This is a genomic window from Terrabacter aerolatus, assembly GCF_007991735.1.
In the GTDB taxonomy this organism is placed as follows: domain Bacteria; phylum Actinomycetota; class Actinomycetes; order Actinomycetales; family Dermatophilaceae; genus Terrabacter; species Terrabacter aerolatus.
In genome coordinates this window covers 94,659-108,842 of record NZ_BJYX01000007.1, presented here as the reverse complement: position 1 = coordinate 108,842, position 14,184 = coordinate 94,659, and the positions used below count along the sequence as shown (strand labels likewise).

The 14,184-nt window shown below is 71.7% G+C and carries 13 protein-coding genes; 7 read left to right on the top strand and 6 right to left on the bottom strand.

Going from position 1 to position 14,184, the window contains the following annotated elements; translation table 11 throughout:
* The first annotated feature begins 51 nt into the window (after positions 1-51).
* The 3 genes from TAE01_RS08800 to arfB all read left to right on the top strand — a co-directional run bounded on the left by TAE01_RS08800 (position 52) and on the right by arfB (position 2,530).
* Positions 52-1,197 carry an acyl-CoA dehydrogenase family protein gene (locus TAE01_RS08800; RefSeq protein WP_147065505.1) on the top strand — a complete coding sequence of 382 codons (1,146 nt, stop codon included), beginning with the start codon at positions 52-54 and terminating at the stop codon, positions 1,195-1,197.
* A gap of 24 nt (positions 1,198-1,221) precedes the next feature.
* A complete protein-coding gene (locus TAE01_RS08795; RefSeq protein ID WP_147065504.1) occupies positions 1,222-1,998 on the top strand; it encodes an SDR family NAD(P)-dependent oxidoreductase in 777 nt (258 codons plus the stop codon).
* A gap of 76 nt (positions 1,999-2,074) precedes the next feature.
* Positions 2,075-2,530 (top strand): alternative ribosome rescue aminoacyl-tRNA hydrolase ArfB, encoded by a 456-nt coding sequence (gene arfB / locus TAE01_RS08790; RefSeq protein WP_147065502.1) that lies wholly within the window; start codon positions 2,075-2,077, stop codon positions 2,528-2,530.
* Positions 2,531-2,572: 42 nt separating this feature from the next.
* On the opposite strand, the gene TAE01_RS08785 is transcribed toward arfB, so the two are convergent.
* Positions 2,573-2,899: a DUF952 domain-containing protein gene (locus tag TAE01_RS08785; RefSeq protein WP_147065500.1), complete on the bottom strand. Its 327-nt coding sequence runs from the start codon at positions 2,897-2,899 to the stop codon at positions 2,573-2,575.
* Between the two features lie 147 nt (positions 2,900-3,046).
* On the opposite strand from TAE01_RS08785, the gene TAE01_RS08780 reads away from it, so the two are divergent.
* A complete protein-coding gene (locus tag TAE01_RS08780; protein ID WP_147065498.1) occupies positions 3,047-3,922 on the top strand; it encodes an alpha/beta fold hydrolase in 876 nt (291 codons plus the stop codon).
* A 64-nt stretch (positions 3,923-3,986) separates the two neighbouring features.
* Here TAE01_RS08780 and TAE01_RS08775 read toward each other — a convergent pair whose 3' ends face one another.
* Entirely contained in the window at positions 3,987-4,670 is a 684-nt protein-coding gene (locus TAE01_RS08775) for a Crp/Fnr family transcriptional regulator (RefSeq protein WP_147065496.1), read from the bottom strand.
* Positions 4,671-4,811: 141 nt separating this feature from the next.
* On the opposite strand from TAE01_RS08775, the gene TAE01_RS08770 reads away from it, so the two are divergent.
* Positions 4,812-5,006, top strand: a complete 195-nt coding sequence (locus TAE01_RS08770; protein ID WP_147065484.1) for a hypothetical protein — start codon at positions 4,812-4,814, stop codon at positions 5,004-5,006.
* A gap of 4 nt (positions 5,007-5,010) precedes the next feature.
* On the opposite strand, the gene TAE01_RS08765 is transcribed toward TAE01_RS08770, so the two are convergent.
* Genes TAE01_RS08765 through TAE01_RS08750 form a run of 4 tightly spaced genes read right to left on the bottom strand, consistent with a single transcriptional unit; the run spans position 5,011 to position 10,860 of the window.
* Complete coding sequence (locus TAE01_RS08765; RefSeq protein WP_147065483.1) at positions 5,011-6,630, bottom strand: peptide ligase PGM1-related protein; 1,620 nt, start codon at positions 6,628-6,630, stop codon at positions 5,011-5,013.
* Positions 6,627-7,784, bottom strand: coding sequence for an adenylate/guanylate cyclase domain-containing protein (locus TAE01_RS08760; RefSeq protein ID WP_147065482.1), 1,158 nt, complete (start codon positions 7,782-7,784; stop codon positions 6,627-6,629). The genes TAE01_RS08765 and TAE01_RS08760 overlap by 4 nt, the downstream gene beginning before the upstream one ends.
* On the bottom strand, positions 7,781-8,173 hold the full coding sequence (locus TAE01_RS08755) for a response regulator (protein WP_147065481.1): 393 nt from the start codon (positions 8,171-8,173) through the stop codon (positions 7,781-7,783). The genes TAE01_RS08760 and TAE01_RS08755 overlap by 4 nt, the downstream gene beginning before the upstream one ends.
* Positions 8,170-10,860: a GAF domain-containing protein gene (locus TAE01_RS08750; protein ID WP_147065479.1), complete on the bottom strand. Its 2,691-nt coding sequence runs from the start codon at positions 10,858-10,860 to the stop codon at positions 8,170-8,172. The genes TAE01_RS08755 and TAE01_RS08750 overlap by 4 nt, the downstream gene beginning before the upstream one ends.
* A 275-nt stretch (positions 10,861-11,135) precedes the next feature.
* On the opposite strand from TAE01_RS08750, the gene TAE01_RS08745 reads away from it, so the two are divergent.
* Positions 11,136-11,885 carry an MIP family channel protein gene (locus TAE01_RS08745; protein WP_147065478.1) on the top strand — a complete coding sequence of 250 codons (750 nt, stop codon included), beginning with the start codon at positions 11,136-11,138 and terminating at the stop codon, positions 11,883-11,885.
* A gap of 54 nt (positions 11,886-11,939) precedes the next feature.
* The gene (locus TAE01_RS08740) at positions 11,940-14,171 is read left to right on the top strand and encodes an MMPL family transporter (protein ID WP_246111232.1); all 2,232 of its coding nucleotides are present in this window, start codon (positions 11,940-11,942) and stop codon (positions 14,169-14,171) included.
* The last annotated feature ends 13 nt before the right edge of the window (positions 14,172-14,184 follow it).

Here is a 14,184-nt window from a genome sequence, read left to right as displayed (position 1 = left end):
CCTGCCGTCTCACTTTTTGGACGAGATGCTCGGACGTCCTAGTATCTAGCCATGCCAGCGACGAGGCTGATGCCGACCGACGAAGCCACCGACCTGATCGAGCTGACCCGCGAGATCTGCCGCAAGGACCTCGCCCCGAAGGTCGACGACGCCGAACGCGCCCACACCTTCCCCGAGGACACCTTCCGCACCCTCGGACGTGCGGGTCTGCTGTCGCTGCCCTACCCCGAGGAGTTCGGCGGCGCCGACCAGCCCTACGAGGTCTACCTCCAGGTCGTCGAGGAGATCGCCTCCGTCTGGATGAGCGTGGCCGTCGGCGTCAGCGTCCACAGCCTCACGGCATACCCCGTCGCGACGTTCGGCACCCGAGCCCAGCAGGAGGCCCTGCTGCCCGGGATGCTCTCGGGCGAGCAGCTGGGCGCCTACTGCCTCTCCGAGCCCCTCGCCGGCTCCGACATCGCGTCGATGACGACACGCGCCACGCGCACCGGCGACGACTGGACGCTCAAGGGCACCAAGGCGTGGATCTCGCACGCCGGCCACGCCGACTACTACACGACCTTCGCGCGCACGTCCGACGACGGCGGCAAGGGGCTGTCGACCTTCATCGTCCCCGGCGACGCCGCGGGCCTCACCTTCGCCGAGCCCGAGCGCAAGATGGGGTTGCACTGTGATCCCGTCGCGCAGGTCATGTTCGACGGGGTGCCCGTCGAGGGCGCACGCCTCATCGGTCGCGAGGGCGACGGCATGAAGACGGCCCTGTCGGCCCTCGACGCGGGCCGGCTCGGCATCGCCGCGGCCGCGACCGGCCTGGCCCAGGCCGCCCTCGACGCCGCCGCCGACTACGCGTCGGAGCGCCAGCAGTTCGGCCGCCCCATCGGCGACTTCCAGGGACTCGCGTTCCTCCTCGCCGACATGGAGGCGGCGGTGACCTCTGCTCGCGCCACCTACCTGCACGCGGCCCGGCTCAAGGACGCCGGTCGTGGCTTCGGCAAGGAGGCCGCGGTCGCCAAGCTCGTCGCCACCGACGCCGCGATGAGGGTGACGACCGATGCCGTCCAGGTGCTCGGCGGCGCCGGCTACACCGAGGACTTCCCGCTCGAGCGCTACATGCGCGAGGCCAAGGTGACCCAGATCTTCGAGGGCACCAACCAGATCCAGCGCCTCGTCATCTCGCGCCAGCTCCTCGCCCGCTGACCCATTCTCTCGAAAGGCTCTGTCATGCAGCTGAACTCGTCCACGGTCGCCGTCGTCACCGGTGGCGGCTCCGGCCTCGGTGGGGCCACCGCGCGGCGCCTCGTCGCCGACGGCGCGACGGTCGTCATCATCGACCTCGAGTCCTCGACCGCCCCGGCCCTCGTCGACGAGCTCGACGCGCAGCGCGCGGGCAGTGCGGTCTTCGTCGCTGCCGACGTGCGCGACGAGGCACAGGTGCAGGCGGCCATCGAGCGCGCCACGCAGCTCGGCGAGCTGCGCATCGCCGTGAACTGTGCGGGAGTCGCAACCCCCGGCCGTGTCATCGGCCGCGGCGGTCCACTGTCGCTCGACACGTTCAGGACCGTCGTCGAGATCAACCTCGTCGGCTCGTTCAACGTGCTGCGGCTCGCCGCTGCCGCCATGCTCACCAACGAGCCCCTCGACGGCGACCGCGGCGTCATCGTCAACACGGCGAGCATCGCGGCGTTCGACGGCCAGATCGGCCAGGCTGCCTACGCCGCGAGCAAGGGCGGCATCGTCGGACTCACCCTGTCGGCCGCTCGTGACCTGGCGGACAAGGCGATCCGCGTCATGACCATCGCCCCCGGCACCTTCGAGACGCCCATGCTCGCCGGCCTTCCCGGCGAGGTGAAGGAGGTCCTCGAGAAGCAGGTGCCGCACCCGTCGCGCCTGGGCCGCCCCGAGGAGTACGCCAACCTCGTGCGCCACATCGTCGACAACCCGATGCTCAACGGCGAGGTCATCCGCCTCGACGGCGCCCTGCGTATGCCGCCTCGCTGAGCCACGCGGGACACCCGGGCCATCCGGGTCATGCGGGACCCGTCGCTCACGGACGACTCCGGGAGATGATGGTCGGGTGAACGAGCCCGGCGGTGACCTCGTGATCGCGGCCGGTCCGGGTCTGCGGCGGGGCCTCGTCGTCCCCGCGGTCGAGCTCGTCGAGCGGTTCAGCCGCTCCTCCGGCCCCGGTGGTCAGGGCGTCAACACGGCGGACAGCAGGGTCGAGCTCGTCTTCGAACCGGAGGCCTCGAGCGCGCTGACTCCCACGCAGCGCGAGCGCCTCGTCTCCGCCCTCGGCGGACGGCTCGTGGGCGGCCGGATCACGGTCGTCGCGTCCGAGCACCGGTCCCAGCTGCGCAACCGCGCTGCGGCGCGCGAGCGGCTGGCCGCCCTGCTCCGCGACGGCCTCGCTCCCCCGCCGCCGGCGCGCCGGGCGACGAAGCCGACCCGTGGCTCACAGCGACGCCGTGTCGAGGGCAAGAAGCGCCGGTCGCAGGTCAAGTCCGGACGGGGTCGAGTCCAGCCCGAGTGACCGCACGCCGGTCCTCGGTGGCCCGCCGACGGTGCAGGCGGGTCAGGCGTGGGGTGGCGGCAGCACCGTCGTGTCGACGACCGCGTCCACGTCGATGGGGCCGTAGACGTGGGGGAACGTCTCACCGGTGGTCGGGTCACCGACCTCGTGCACGACGCGGGAGGAGAGGCGGGTCTCGTCGATGTGGAGCAGCACGAGCGGCTCGGTGACATCGGCGTAGAAGCGCGACCGCACGACCGGCCACTGCCGCTCCGACGACGCGTGCACGAAGCCCTCCTCCGCGAGCGAGCGGCCCCGCGTCGATCGGGTGTAGGTGCCGTCCGCGAGCGCCTGCTCCCAGTGGGCCTGTTCGGCGAGGTGGTAGATCATGGCGCGCGACGCTACCAACACTGCTGCGGCCGCGGTGAGGTGCGTCTCAGGTCGCGCCCGGCTCGCCCCGCGCGAGGGACGCTGGTGGTGTGGACCGTTGCGGACCAGCCGTTCTCGGCCGCACGCACGGCGGGAGGTCCAGGGCGCATGACCAGGACGCAGGAGCCACGGGACGGCTCCGACCTGCGCTACCCGCCGGATGTCGCCACCCTGCGCGGCCACGACTTGTCCTTCGTCGACACGGGCGAGGGGCCGGCGATCCTCTTCATCCACGGCCTGCTCGGCTCCCACGAGAACTGGACGCACCTCGTCGACCGCCTCGACACCGACCACCGCGTCGTCATCCCCGACCTGTTCGGGCACGGCGCCTCCGCCAAGCCCGTGGGCGACTACTCGCTCGGCGCGCACGCCGCGATCCTGCGTGACCTCATCGACCATCTCGGCATCGACCGGGTCACGCTCGTGGGCCACTCCCTGGGTGGAGGGATCGCCATGCAGTTCTGCTACCTGTTCCCCGAGCGGGTCGAGGCGCTGGTCCTCGTCTCGACGGGAGGGCTCGGCCGCACCGTGAGTCCGCTGCTGCGCTCGGCCACCCTCCCCGGGGCCGAGCTCGTGCTCCCGGTCATCGCGTCGAGCTGGGTGCGCGACCGCGTCGAGACGGTCGGGCGGGCCGTCCGCGGTCTCGGCTGGCGCCCGAGCGCTGACGCCTCGGCGGCCTGGAAGGGATTCACGTCGCTGTCCGACGCCGAGAGCCGCCGCGCCTTCCTCGCGACGACGCGTGGGGTCATCGATCCGGGCGGCCAGACGGTCAACGCCCTCGGGCGCCTCACCACGGGCGAGCACATCCGGACGCTCGTCATCTGGGGCACCCGGGACCGGATGATCCCCGTCGGCCACGCCGAGCGGGCTCACGAGATCTTCCCCGGGGCGAAGGTCGTGCTCTTCGAGGGCGCCGGCCACTTCCCGCACCTCGAGCAGCCCGACCGCTTCGCGAGCGTCCTCGAGGCCTTCGTCCACGAGTGACCCTCCACCGCTCCCCCGCGCCGGAGCTGCACGCTGTCGTATGCCGTGTGGTCGACTACGCCGGCTATCCGCGGCCGCCTGCGCGGCGGAGCGCCGCGGGGTCCACGACGACGACCCGGCCCCGGTCGAGGGCGACCGAGCCGGTCGACTCGAGGCGACGCAGTACCCGGTTGGCAGTCGGCCTGGTCACCCCCGCGAGCTCGGCGAGCGCCGTCTGGTTCAGCGTCACGGCCACCGGCGAGCGCTCCTGTGCACCAGTCGAGTAGATGCCGCACAGGGACACGAGGCTCCGAACGACCCGGAGCTCGGCCGGCGTGTGCAGGGCCTCCATGAGGGCGTCGGTGAGACGGCTGACGCGCGCCGCGAGAAGTCTCACGAGGAGGCGGCTGACCTCCGGGCGTCGCGAGCACAACCGCTCGAAGTCGGCGAAGCGGAGGGCCAGCGTCACCGTGGGCTCGACAGCCTCGACCGTCGCCGTTCGCCGCCCCCCTCGCACGATCATGGCGAGCTCTCCGAAGGCCTGGCCCGGACCCATGACGGCATATGCGAGCCGGTCGCCGTGCTCGGAGGAGCGCTGCGCCACGACGCGCCCCTCGATGACGAAGTGCACGGCGTCTGCGAGGTCCCCTTCGTGGAAGACGACCTCACCCGCCGCGTACGAGTGCCGGTGCATGCTCGCGAGGATCTCGCGGCGCTCGTCCGCTTCGAGCTCCGAGAGCAGTCCCACCTCGACGGTCACGGCGGGCATCCGTCCCTCGCAGCGTGTCGATCTGCACGCTCCGGGTGTCGCCGCGCGCACAGACGACCGGCCCGTCGGGCGGGATCGTCGTCGGTGAGCACATCCGCAGGAGGGGGCGCACCGAACCCCCTGACGAGGAGAGGCATTCCGATGACGACGACGACAGGTCGACGGGTCCACCCGGACCTCGCGCACCACCACCCGCGCGTGACCCGGCTGCCGCACGGCGGGTGGACCTGGGGGTGCGACTGCGGCGGCGCGTCCGCGCGGTCGGTCGTGGCCCGCCTGACCTGGCACCAGGCATATGTCGGAGCCCTCATCCACTCCGCCTCCATCGCACCCTGAGGGCTCATCTCAGACCCTCGCCGAGGCGCACCCGGAGGGGAACCGGGAGCGGCACCAGCGACGCACGCGCCGCGGCGAGCAACGCCGACTCCGCCCGGTCGAACACATCCTGGGCGGAGTCTGGCGTGTCGCCGATCGCGGTCATGCCGACGCGGCCGCACTCGGTGATCGAGCTGATCATGTGGAAGACGACGCCGGACTCGCGCGACGGGTCGAAGTGCAGTCCGGCCCGCGCGACGAGGTCGAACAGGTCGTCGATCCCGAGCCCGCGAAGAGACTCGTGCTCGAGGTGGTCGGTCGCCACGAGGTGGCGCTCGGCCCCGGACGGCGTGCGGAACCGTGCCTCCTCGTGGACGTAGACGCCGCCGGTGAGGAACTGGAGCGTCAGGAACGGGTGCGTCGTGCCGCCGCGGCGCAGGTTGATCTCGATGGCGTGCGTCCGCCAGTCGTCTCCCTGCCGGACGACGACGAAGTCGAGGGCGAAGCGGCCGACGACGCCCTTGGCCGCCAGGACACGGCCCACCTTCTCCGCCTCCCTCGTGATGTCCGTGGCGTAGGCACGGTCGGCCGGGAACCGCGCGCCGAGGTAGCTCTGGCCGGTGGGTCCTCCGAGCACCTGGTCGTGCGTCGAGAGGATCTCGAGCTCCCCCAGGGGGGTGACCCGCAGCTGCACGCTGGGGCTGCGCACCTCCTCACCCACGATGCGCTCCTCGACGATCCCACCCCGCTCCTCGAGCCGGCGCAGGTACGCGTCGATCGCGACACGTCGGTCCTCGAGCTGCATCGTCATCACCCGCTCGGCGACGAGCCCGCGCAGACCGGAGTCGTCGTCGGCAGCACCGACCCGTCCCGCGACCAGGCCCGTGAGATCGACGAGCGCGTTGCCCGAGCCCGAGACCCCCTCGTCGAGCTTGACCATGGCCCACCGTGCGTCCGGGCGCGCTGCACGTAGGGCGAGGAGGGCATCGACCACGTCGTCGACGGTGTGGACGTCCTCGGCGCCGAAGGGATGGTCGGTGCCGGCCTCGGCGAACACCCTGCGGCATCCGGTCTTGGTCCCGAGCGGATAGAGCCGCGGGTCCGGCGCGTACATGGGGATGCCGAGCAGGAGCGAGAGGTCCCGCTCGCGCGAGGTGCTGTTGTACGGGAGCAGGTGCGAGCGCTCGCGGTCAGGCACCAACGAGGCGATCCGGGCCAGCAGCCGTGGGCGCTCGAGCAGCTTGTCCACGAGGGGCGTCGGCGACGAGTCGCCCACCGCCACCAGGGTCAGCCGCGCCCGGGCGTGACTGGGGATGACCCCGGGAAGCAGCGAGAGGTAGTACTCGATGACGTGGTCGTGGATCGGCATCGACGTCACGTAGACCATCCGCAGCTGTGGCTGGCGCAGGAGCAGCAGGAGGAAGAGGAAGCGCTCCTCCATCGCCTGGTTCAGCGCCCCGGCAGAGGGTCCGAGCCGCTCGATCGTCATCGACGGCACGACGACGACCGACTCGAGCGGGTCCCCGCGGCGCATCAGGCGCCACACGTCCGGCAGCCGGTCCTGCAGGTCCGAGAAGAGGCGGCCGCGGGCGTCCTCGTCGAGGTCGTCGAGTGCCGGCCGGGCCGACGGTTCTGTCTCGTTCACGGGTTGGCCTCCTGCTCGACGCTGCCGAGGACCTCGTGGACCTCGAGGGGACGGGAGATGCCGCGCAGCTCGACAGGACCGAGCGAGCGCGTCCGGAAGCTGTCGTCGAGGCCGGCCAGCACCCGGGGGCTGACGAGGACCTGCCGGCTGGCTGCCGCGGCACAGAGCCGGGCTGCCACGTTGGTGACGGTCCCGATGGCGGCGTAGTCCCACCGGCCCTCGAAACCGACCCGGCCGAGCGTCGCGTAGCCCTGGGCGATCCCGACACCGAATCCGAGGTTATGGCCCTGGCGCCGCCACTGCGCGGCGAGCCCGTCCACGCGGTCGCGCATCCGAAGCGCCATCCGCACGGCCCGTCGCGGTGCGTCGGCGCAGGGCGGCGGGTCGTTGAAGAAGACCATGAGCCCGTCCCCGGCGAAGTGCTCCAGCGTTCCCTCGTAGGCGAACACCAGCTCGCCGAGCGCGGCGTGGTACTCGCGGAGCACCGCCATCGTCTCCTCCGGTTCCGAGGTCTCGGCGAACGCGGTGAAGCCACGCAGGTCGGTGAAGACGGTCGTGATGTCGCGGCGGTGGCTCTCGAGGAAGGACTCGTCGCCCGACTCGACGATGAGGCCGGCGATCTGCGGCGAGAGGAAGCGGCGCAACCGGTTCAGGCGCTCGAGGTCGGAGACCTGCTCGGCCACCCGCGACTCGAGCTCGGCGTTCCAGCGCTCCAGGGCGACGGTCTGCTCAACGACGGTGTCGTGGAGCCGTTTGACCCGGGCCAGCGAGCGGACGCGAGCCATGAGCTCGGCCTGGTCGAAGGGTTTGGTGACGAAGTCGTCGGCACCCACCTCGAGCGCGAGCAGCCGTTGCCGGCTCCCGCTCGCGGTCACCATGACGACAGGGAGCATGGCGGTCCGCGGGTCGGCCTTGATCCGCGCGCACGTCTCGTAGCCGTCCATGACGGGCATGAGCACATCGAGCAGGACCACGTCGAACGGGCACTCGGCGAGGGCGAGGAGGGCCGACGCTCCCGACTCCGCCGAGTGCACCACGAAGCCGTGCGGCTCGAGGACCGCGTGCATGAGCTTGCGGTTCTGCTCGAGGTCGTCGACGACGAGCACCCGCACTCCCGTGAGCGGGACCAGGGCGCCCTCGGCCCGGACGGTCATGATCGCTCCTCGCCTCGACGCGGCAGGTGACGGCGCACCTGGGCCGGGAACTCACGGACGCTGATCGGCTTCTCGAGGTAGCCGGCGAAGCCGGAGTCGAGGGCCCGTTCGCGGTCACGCTGCATCGCGAAGGCGGTCAGGGCGACGACCGGGATGTGCGCCGTCGCCTCGTCGCCACGGAGCAGCTCCAGGGCGGCGAACCCGTCGATCCCGGGGAGCTGGAGGTCCATGAGGATGACGTCGGGCAGGGTCGACCGCGCCTGCTCGACCCCCTGCTCACCCGTGGAGGCGACGACGACGGTGAAGCCGGCATACTCGAGCACGTCACGGGCGAGCTTGAGGTTTCGCGTGTTGTCCTCGACGAGGAGCACCACGGGCGGTCGGCTCATGGCCCTTCCTCCGGCGCGGGGTGGGCGGCAGCCACAGCCGCGAGGCGGCGCGCGAGGCCCGGCAGGTCGATGCCCGCCTTCTCCGCGACGAACGCGATGCGGCCCTCGAGGCGCGAACGGTCTTGCGAGGTGAGGGTCTTGGCGGTCAGCACGACGATGGGCGGACCGTCGGAGTCTCGGTCCGGGCGCAGCTCGTCGATGACGGCGAAGCCGTCGACCTGGGGCATGAGCAGGTCCATGACGACGACGGACGGGGAGACCGCCCGCACGAGGTCGGCAGCCCGCTGGCCACCCTCACACGTGTGCACCTCCCAGCCGAGCGGTTCCAGGGTGCTGCGCACGAGCTTGAGGGCCAGCGGGTCGTCGTCGACGACGACGACGCTGAGCCCGGCGGCTGCGTCGGGCGCCGTGGTCGGTGGCAGCAGCCGGGTGACGGCGGCGAGAAGGTGGTCTCCGCTGACGGGCTTGACGAGGTACTCCGTGGCGCCGAGCGCGAAGCCGCGACCACGCTCCGGCTCGACGCTGACGACGACGACCGGCACGGCGGCCGTCGCCGGGTCGCTCTTGAGGGCCGTCAGCACCTCCCAGCCGTCCATCCCTGGCAGGTGGATGTCGAGGATCACGGCGAAGGGGTCCATCGTCCTCACGAGCTCGAGTCCCAGCTCGCCGGAGGGGGCACCGACGGCGCGGAGCCCCGCCGCCCGCAGGTGCAGGCCGACGAGCTCGGCGGAGCGCAGGTCGTCCTCGATGACGACGACGGTCGGGCCGCTCGCCAGATCCTCGTCGGTCCAGCCCGCGTCCTCGGGATACGGCTCGGTGTTCAGCTCGGTGTTCAGCTCGGCACTCGCCTGCGGGATGGACAGACCGAACGTGCTGCCCTCCCCGGGGCTGCTCGTGAGCCACAGGCGACCGCCGTGGAGCTCGACGATGCGGCGGCTGAGGGTCAGGCCGAGACCGGTGCCCTCGCTCGACGACGCCGACCGCTCGCCCTGCTGGAAGGAGTCGAAGATGCGCTCCTGGTCAGCCGGGTCGATGCCGATGCCCGTGTCGGTCACGGTGATGGCGACCTCCTGACCGTCGCGCCACGCCCGCACGTCGACGCTGCCCCCGTCGGGCGTGAACTTGACGGCGTTGCTCAGCAGGTTGAGCAGCACCTGCTTGAGCCGCAGCTCGTCGGCGGTCACGGTCCCGAGCCCGCCGTCCGTCTCGAGCGTCAGGCGTATGCCGTGCAGCGCGGCGCGCTCGCGCACGAGCGAGAGGGCCTGCACCACGACGTCGTCGATGGGGAAGGTCGTGAGGTCCAGCTCCATGCGGCCGGCCTCGATCTTGGACAGGTCGAGGATGTCGCCGAGCAGGGCGAGCAGGTGCCGGCCGGCCGCGAGGATGTCCTGGAGGTAGTCCTCCTGACGCTCGTTGAGCTCGCCGAACATCCTCTCGAGCAGCACCTCCGAGAAGCCGATGACGGCGTTGAGCGGGGTGCGCAGCTCGTGCGACATGCTGGCGAGGAACTCGGACTTGTGCCGGCTGGCCTGCGCGAGCTCGACGCTCTGGCGTTCGAGCTGCTGGTAGAGGCGCGCGTTGGTCAGGGCGACGGCCGACTGGCTGGCGAAGGCCGCGAGCAGCTCACACGTCTCGTCGCTGAAGGACCCCGTCGTCTTGCGCCGCACGACGAGGGCACCGACGACCCGGTCGGGACGCACGAGCGGGATCGCCACGAGCGAGCGCCACCCCGAGTCACGCAGCACCGCCAGGTGCGGGTCGTCGGACGCGGGCTCGGCGTCGAGGTCGGGGATCTGGAGCACCTCGCGGCTGCGCGCGGCACGGCCCACCCACGTGCGGTCGATGTGGATCTCCGCGCTCCGCAGCGAGCCGATGACGTCCTCGCTCGTCCCGTAGGCCGTGCGCACCCGGAAGAGTCCCGTCGCCTCGTCGAACTCCATGAGCGAGCCACCGTCGGTGTCCGACAGCTGCACCGCGTGGCTGACGATCGTGGTCAACACCTCGTCCGCGACGAGCGTCGAGCTGATCGCCTCCCCCACCTCGGCGAGCGCCTCGAGCTGGTCGACCTTGCGGGCGAGCTCGGCCGACCGGCTCTCGAGCGCGGAGAAGAGCTCGACGTGCCGGAGCGCAAGAGCCGCCTGCTCGGCGAACGTGGACAGGAGCTGCTCGGCAGCGTCGTCGAAGGGCGCGACCTGGGTGCGCCACACGTTGAGGGCGCCGACGACCTGGTCGCCGACGACCATCGGCGCGCCCATCATCGTCCGGTAGCCGCCCACCCGCTGGAAGTCGGTGCGACGGTAGTCCGGGTCGGCGAGGACGTCTTCGATCTGGTGCACCCTCCGGTCGATGGTGACACGGCCCACCAGAGTCGCCCGGTCGCGGACGATCGGGTGTTGGGAGACGAAGTCGACGAACTCCGGCGTCAGGCCGCTCGACCGCGCGAGCACGTAGGAGTCGGCCTGCACGAGGTAGATCTGCGCCACCTGAGCGCCAAGGAGCCGCCGGGCGCTGTCGACGACCGCATCGAAGACCTCGTCCCGGCTGGCGGCGCCCCCCGTCGTCGAGGCCGTGAGGACCTTGAGGATGTCGCTCGTCGCCCGCAGCTGCTCCTGCGTCGTCGCCAGCCGGTCGGCAAGCCCGTGGGCACCCTCGACCGTCTCGTCGCCGGCTTCCATGAACCCGCTCATGCGAGTCCCCCATCGTGCTGTGAGTCCCTGTGCTCCCCCACCCGAGTGTCCTCCTCATCACGACCGACCACCCCGGAATCCCGGGACGCCCTCGGGCCACGCGCCCATGCCGGTGGGCGGGGCCGCTCAGGCGGCTGCGGGCGGCTCCGGGCGATCTCCGTTCGGCTGACTTACACCCACGGAGGGTGAGGTGCGGGCGGCGAGGACCTACCTACGCTCGGCGACGGAGCGTCCCGGGGGAACGGGTCCGCTCGCCCGGCTACGGAAGGACACCCATGCCCCACACCAGCAGCGCATCCGCCCCGGCGCCCGACCTGATCCGCAAGGCGGTCGCCGAGGCCGTCGGCACCTTCGTCCTCGTCTTCTTCGCCGTGGGCTCGGCGGTCTTCGGCAAGGACACCATCGGCGCGGTCGGGATCGCCCTCGCCTTCGGTTTCGTCCTGCTCGCCCTCGCCTACGCCATCGGCCCGGTCTCGGGCTGCCACGTCAACCCGGCCGTGACCCTGGGCGTCCTCCTGCGCAGGGGCATCACGACGACGGAGGCCGTCTACTACTGGATCGCCCAGCTCGTCGGCGGCATCGTCGCGGCCGCCCTGCTCAAGCTCATGGTGTCCGGCTTCGGCGGAGTCAAGGACAACACCGGCGCCCTCGGCACCAACGACTGGGGCGAGACGATCTCCGCCGGCGGCACCTTCGTCCTCGAGGTCCTCCTGACCTTCCTGCTCGTGCTCGTCGTCCTGCTCGTGACGAACCGGGCCGCCGCACCGGGCTTCGCCGGCCTGGCCATCGGGCTCGTGCTCACGGTGATCCACCTCGTCGGCATCCCGCTCGACGGCACCTCCGTCAACCCGGCCCGCTCGATCGGCCCGGCCCTGTTCAACGGCGGCGACTCGCTGACGCACGTCTGGATGTTCATCGTGGCTCCGCTCGTCGGGGGCGCCGTCGCCGCCCTGGCCGCGCCGTTCTTCGAGACGGCCGTCTCGACGGGCGACACGGACCCGACGGGCGCCGATGTCCCGGCGTGACCGGCTCCGGCGACTGTCCAACGTTGACACCCCAAGCTGCTCCATGATGAGTCCATGAGCGACGCATCGCGGGGCCGGCGTGGTTCGACGAGGTCGACGGGTCGCGCGACGGTCCGGTGGGTGGCGGCCCTGGCCGTCCTCGCCTGGCTCGCCGTCGGTGGCGTCGGAGGTCCCCTCGTCGGGCGACTGTCGGAGGTCGCGACCAACGACAACGCGAACTTCCTGCCGCCGTCGGCCGAGTCGACGGCGGTGAGCAAGCTCGTCCAGCGGACCACCGACACGCAGACGCTCCCCTACCTCGTCGTCGTGGAGCGCACGAGCGGGCTCACACCCGCCGACCTCCAGGCCGTCCAGGGCTGGGTCGCCGGCATACCTGACCTCAAGCTCGCGGACCCCACGCGGACCGTCGGCGAGTTCCTCGAGGCGCCGCCGACGGCCGCCATCCCCAGCCAGGACAAGCAGGCCGCCCTCGTCCCCGTCGCCTTCCTCGCCGACCAGGCCGAGGTCACGATCAAGGGCGACACGGCGCTGTATGCCGTCGCGCAGGCCCTGCGTGAGTCCGCGGCTTCGTCGTTGGGCGCGTCGGGTCTCACGGTCCACGTCACCGGCGCGGGAGGGTTCTTCGCCGACTTCATCATCGCCTTCAGCGGCATCGACGGCATCCTGCTGCTCGTCGCCCTGGGCGTCGTCTTCCTCATCCTGCTCATCGTCTACCGCAGCCCGATCCTGCCGTTCGCGGTGCTCATCACCGCGATGTTCGGCCTGTCGCTCGCCGCGCTCGTCGTGTTCCCGCTGGCGAAGAACGGCGCCATCAGCCTCAGCGGGCAGAGCCAGGGCATCCTGTCGATCCTCGTCGTCGGCGCCGCGACGGACTACGCCCTGCTCCTCGTCGCCCGCTTCAAGGAGGAGCTGCACGACGAGGAGTCGACGTGGGCGGCGATGAAGAGGGCGTGGCGGGCCGCCCTCGAGCCGATCGCGGCGAGCGCGGCCACCGTCGTCCTCGGCCTGCTCTGCCTGCGGCTGTCGGACCTCGGCAGCACGAAGGGGCTCGGGCCCGTCGGCGCGCTCGGCATCGTCGGGGCGTTCGTCGCCTCCCTGACGTTCCTCCCGGCGGTGCTGCTGCTCATCGGGCGGCGCATCTTCTGGCCGCAGACCCCGCGGGTCGACCACGTCCACAGCGCCGACGCCGTCGGCACGCGCGGGGTCTGGGGTCGCGTGGCGGGACTGGTCGGGCGTCGCCCGAGGCGCACGTGGGTGATCACCCTGCTCGCCCTGCTGGCCTGCGCCGCCTTCCTCCCCACGCTCAACGCCCGCGGCATCGCCCAGTCGGACCTGTTCCTGACCAAGGTCGACTCCGTCACGGGTCAGGAGGTGCTGGCTCGGCACTTCCCCGCGGGCTCCGGGTCGCCGGTGCAGGTCGCGGCGCCCGAGAGCAAGGCGGATGCCGTCGTGCAGGTGCTCGGCGCCACGAAGGGCGTGAGCAACCCGCAGGTCGGTCTCGTGCCCGGACAACCGCCCAAGGTCGTGGACGGCCAGGTCATCGTGCAGGCCACGCTCGACGCGGCCGCCGACAGCGTGGAGGCCGAGGGCACCATCGAGACGCTGCGGGCCTCGCTCGACAAGGTCGGCACCGACGTGCTCGTCGGCGGGACCACGGCCACGAACCTCGACGTGCGGCTGGCGAGCGAACGCGACCTCAAGCTCATCATCCCGACCATCCTCGGGGTGATCTTCGTCGTCCTCATGCTCCTGCTGCGCTCGGTCATCGCCCCGCTCGTCCTCGTCGCCGCCAACGTCCTGTCGTTCGCCGCGACGATGGGCGTCTCGGCGATCGCGTTCAACCACGTCTTCGGCTTCCCGGGATCCGACCCGTCGACGCCGCTCTACGGCTTCGTCTTCCTCGTCGCCCTCGGCATCGACTACTCGATCTTCCTCATGACCCGCGTCCGGGAGGAGTCGCGCACGAGAGGCACGCGGCCCGGCATCCTCGTCGCGCTGGCGGTGACCGGTGGGGTCATCACGAGCGCGGGCATCGTTCTCGCGTCGACCTTCTCGGCGCTCGCGGTGCTGCCGATCCTCTTCCTCGTGCAGATCGCCTTCATCGTCGCCTTCGGAGTGCTGCTCGACACCCTCGTCGTGCGCAGCCTGCTGGTCCCGGCAGTCTCCTACGACCTCGGCGACCGCATCTGGTGGCCCGTGGGCCCGCCCCGCTCGGGGCGCCACGCGCCGGGCAGCGAGCCGGTCACCGACATCCACGCCCGCCTGGGTGACACGACTCCGGGGTGACCCGCCGCCACCG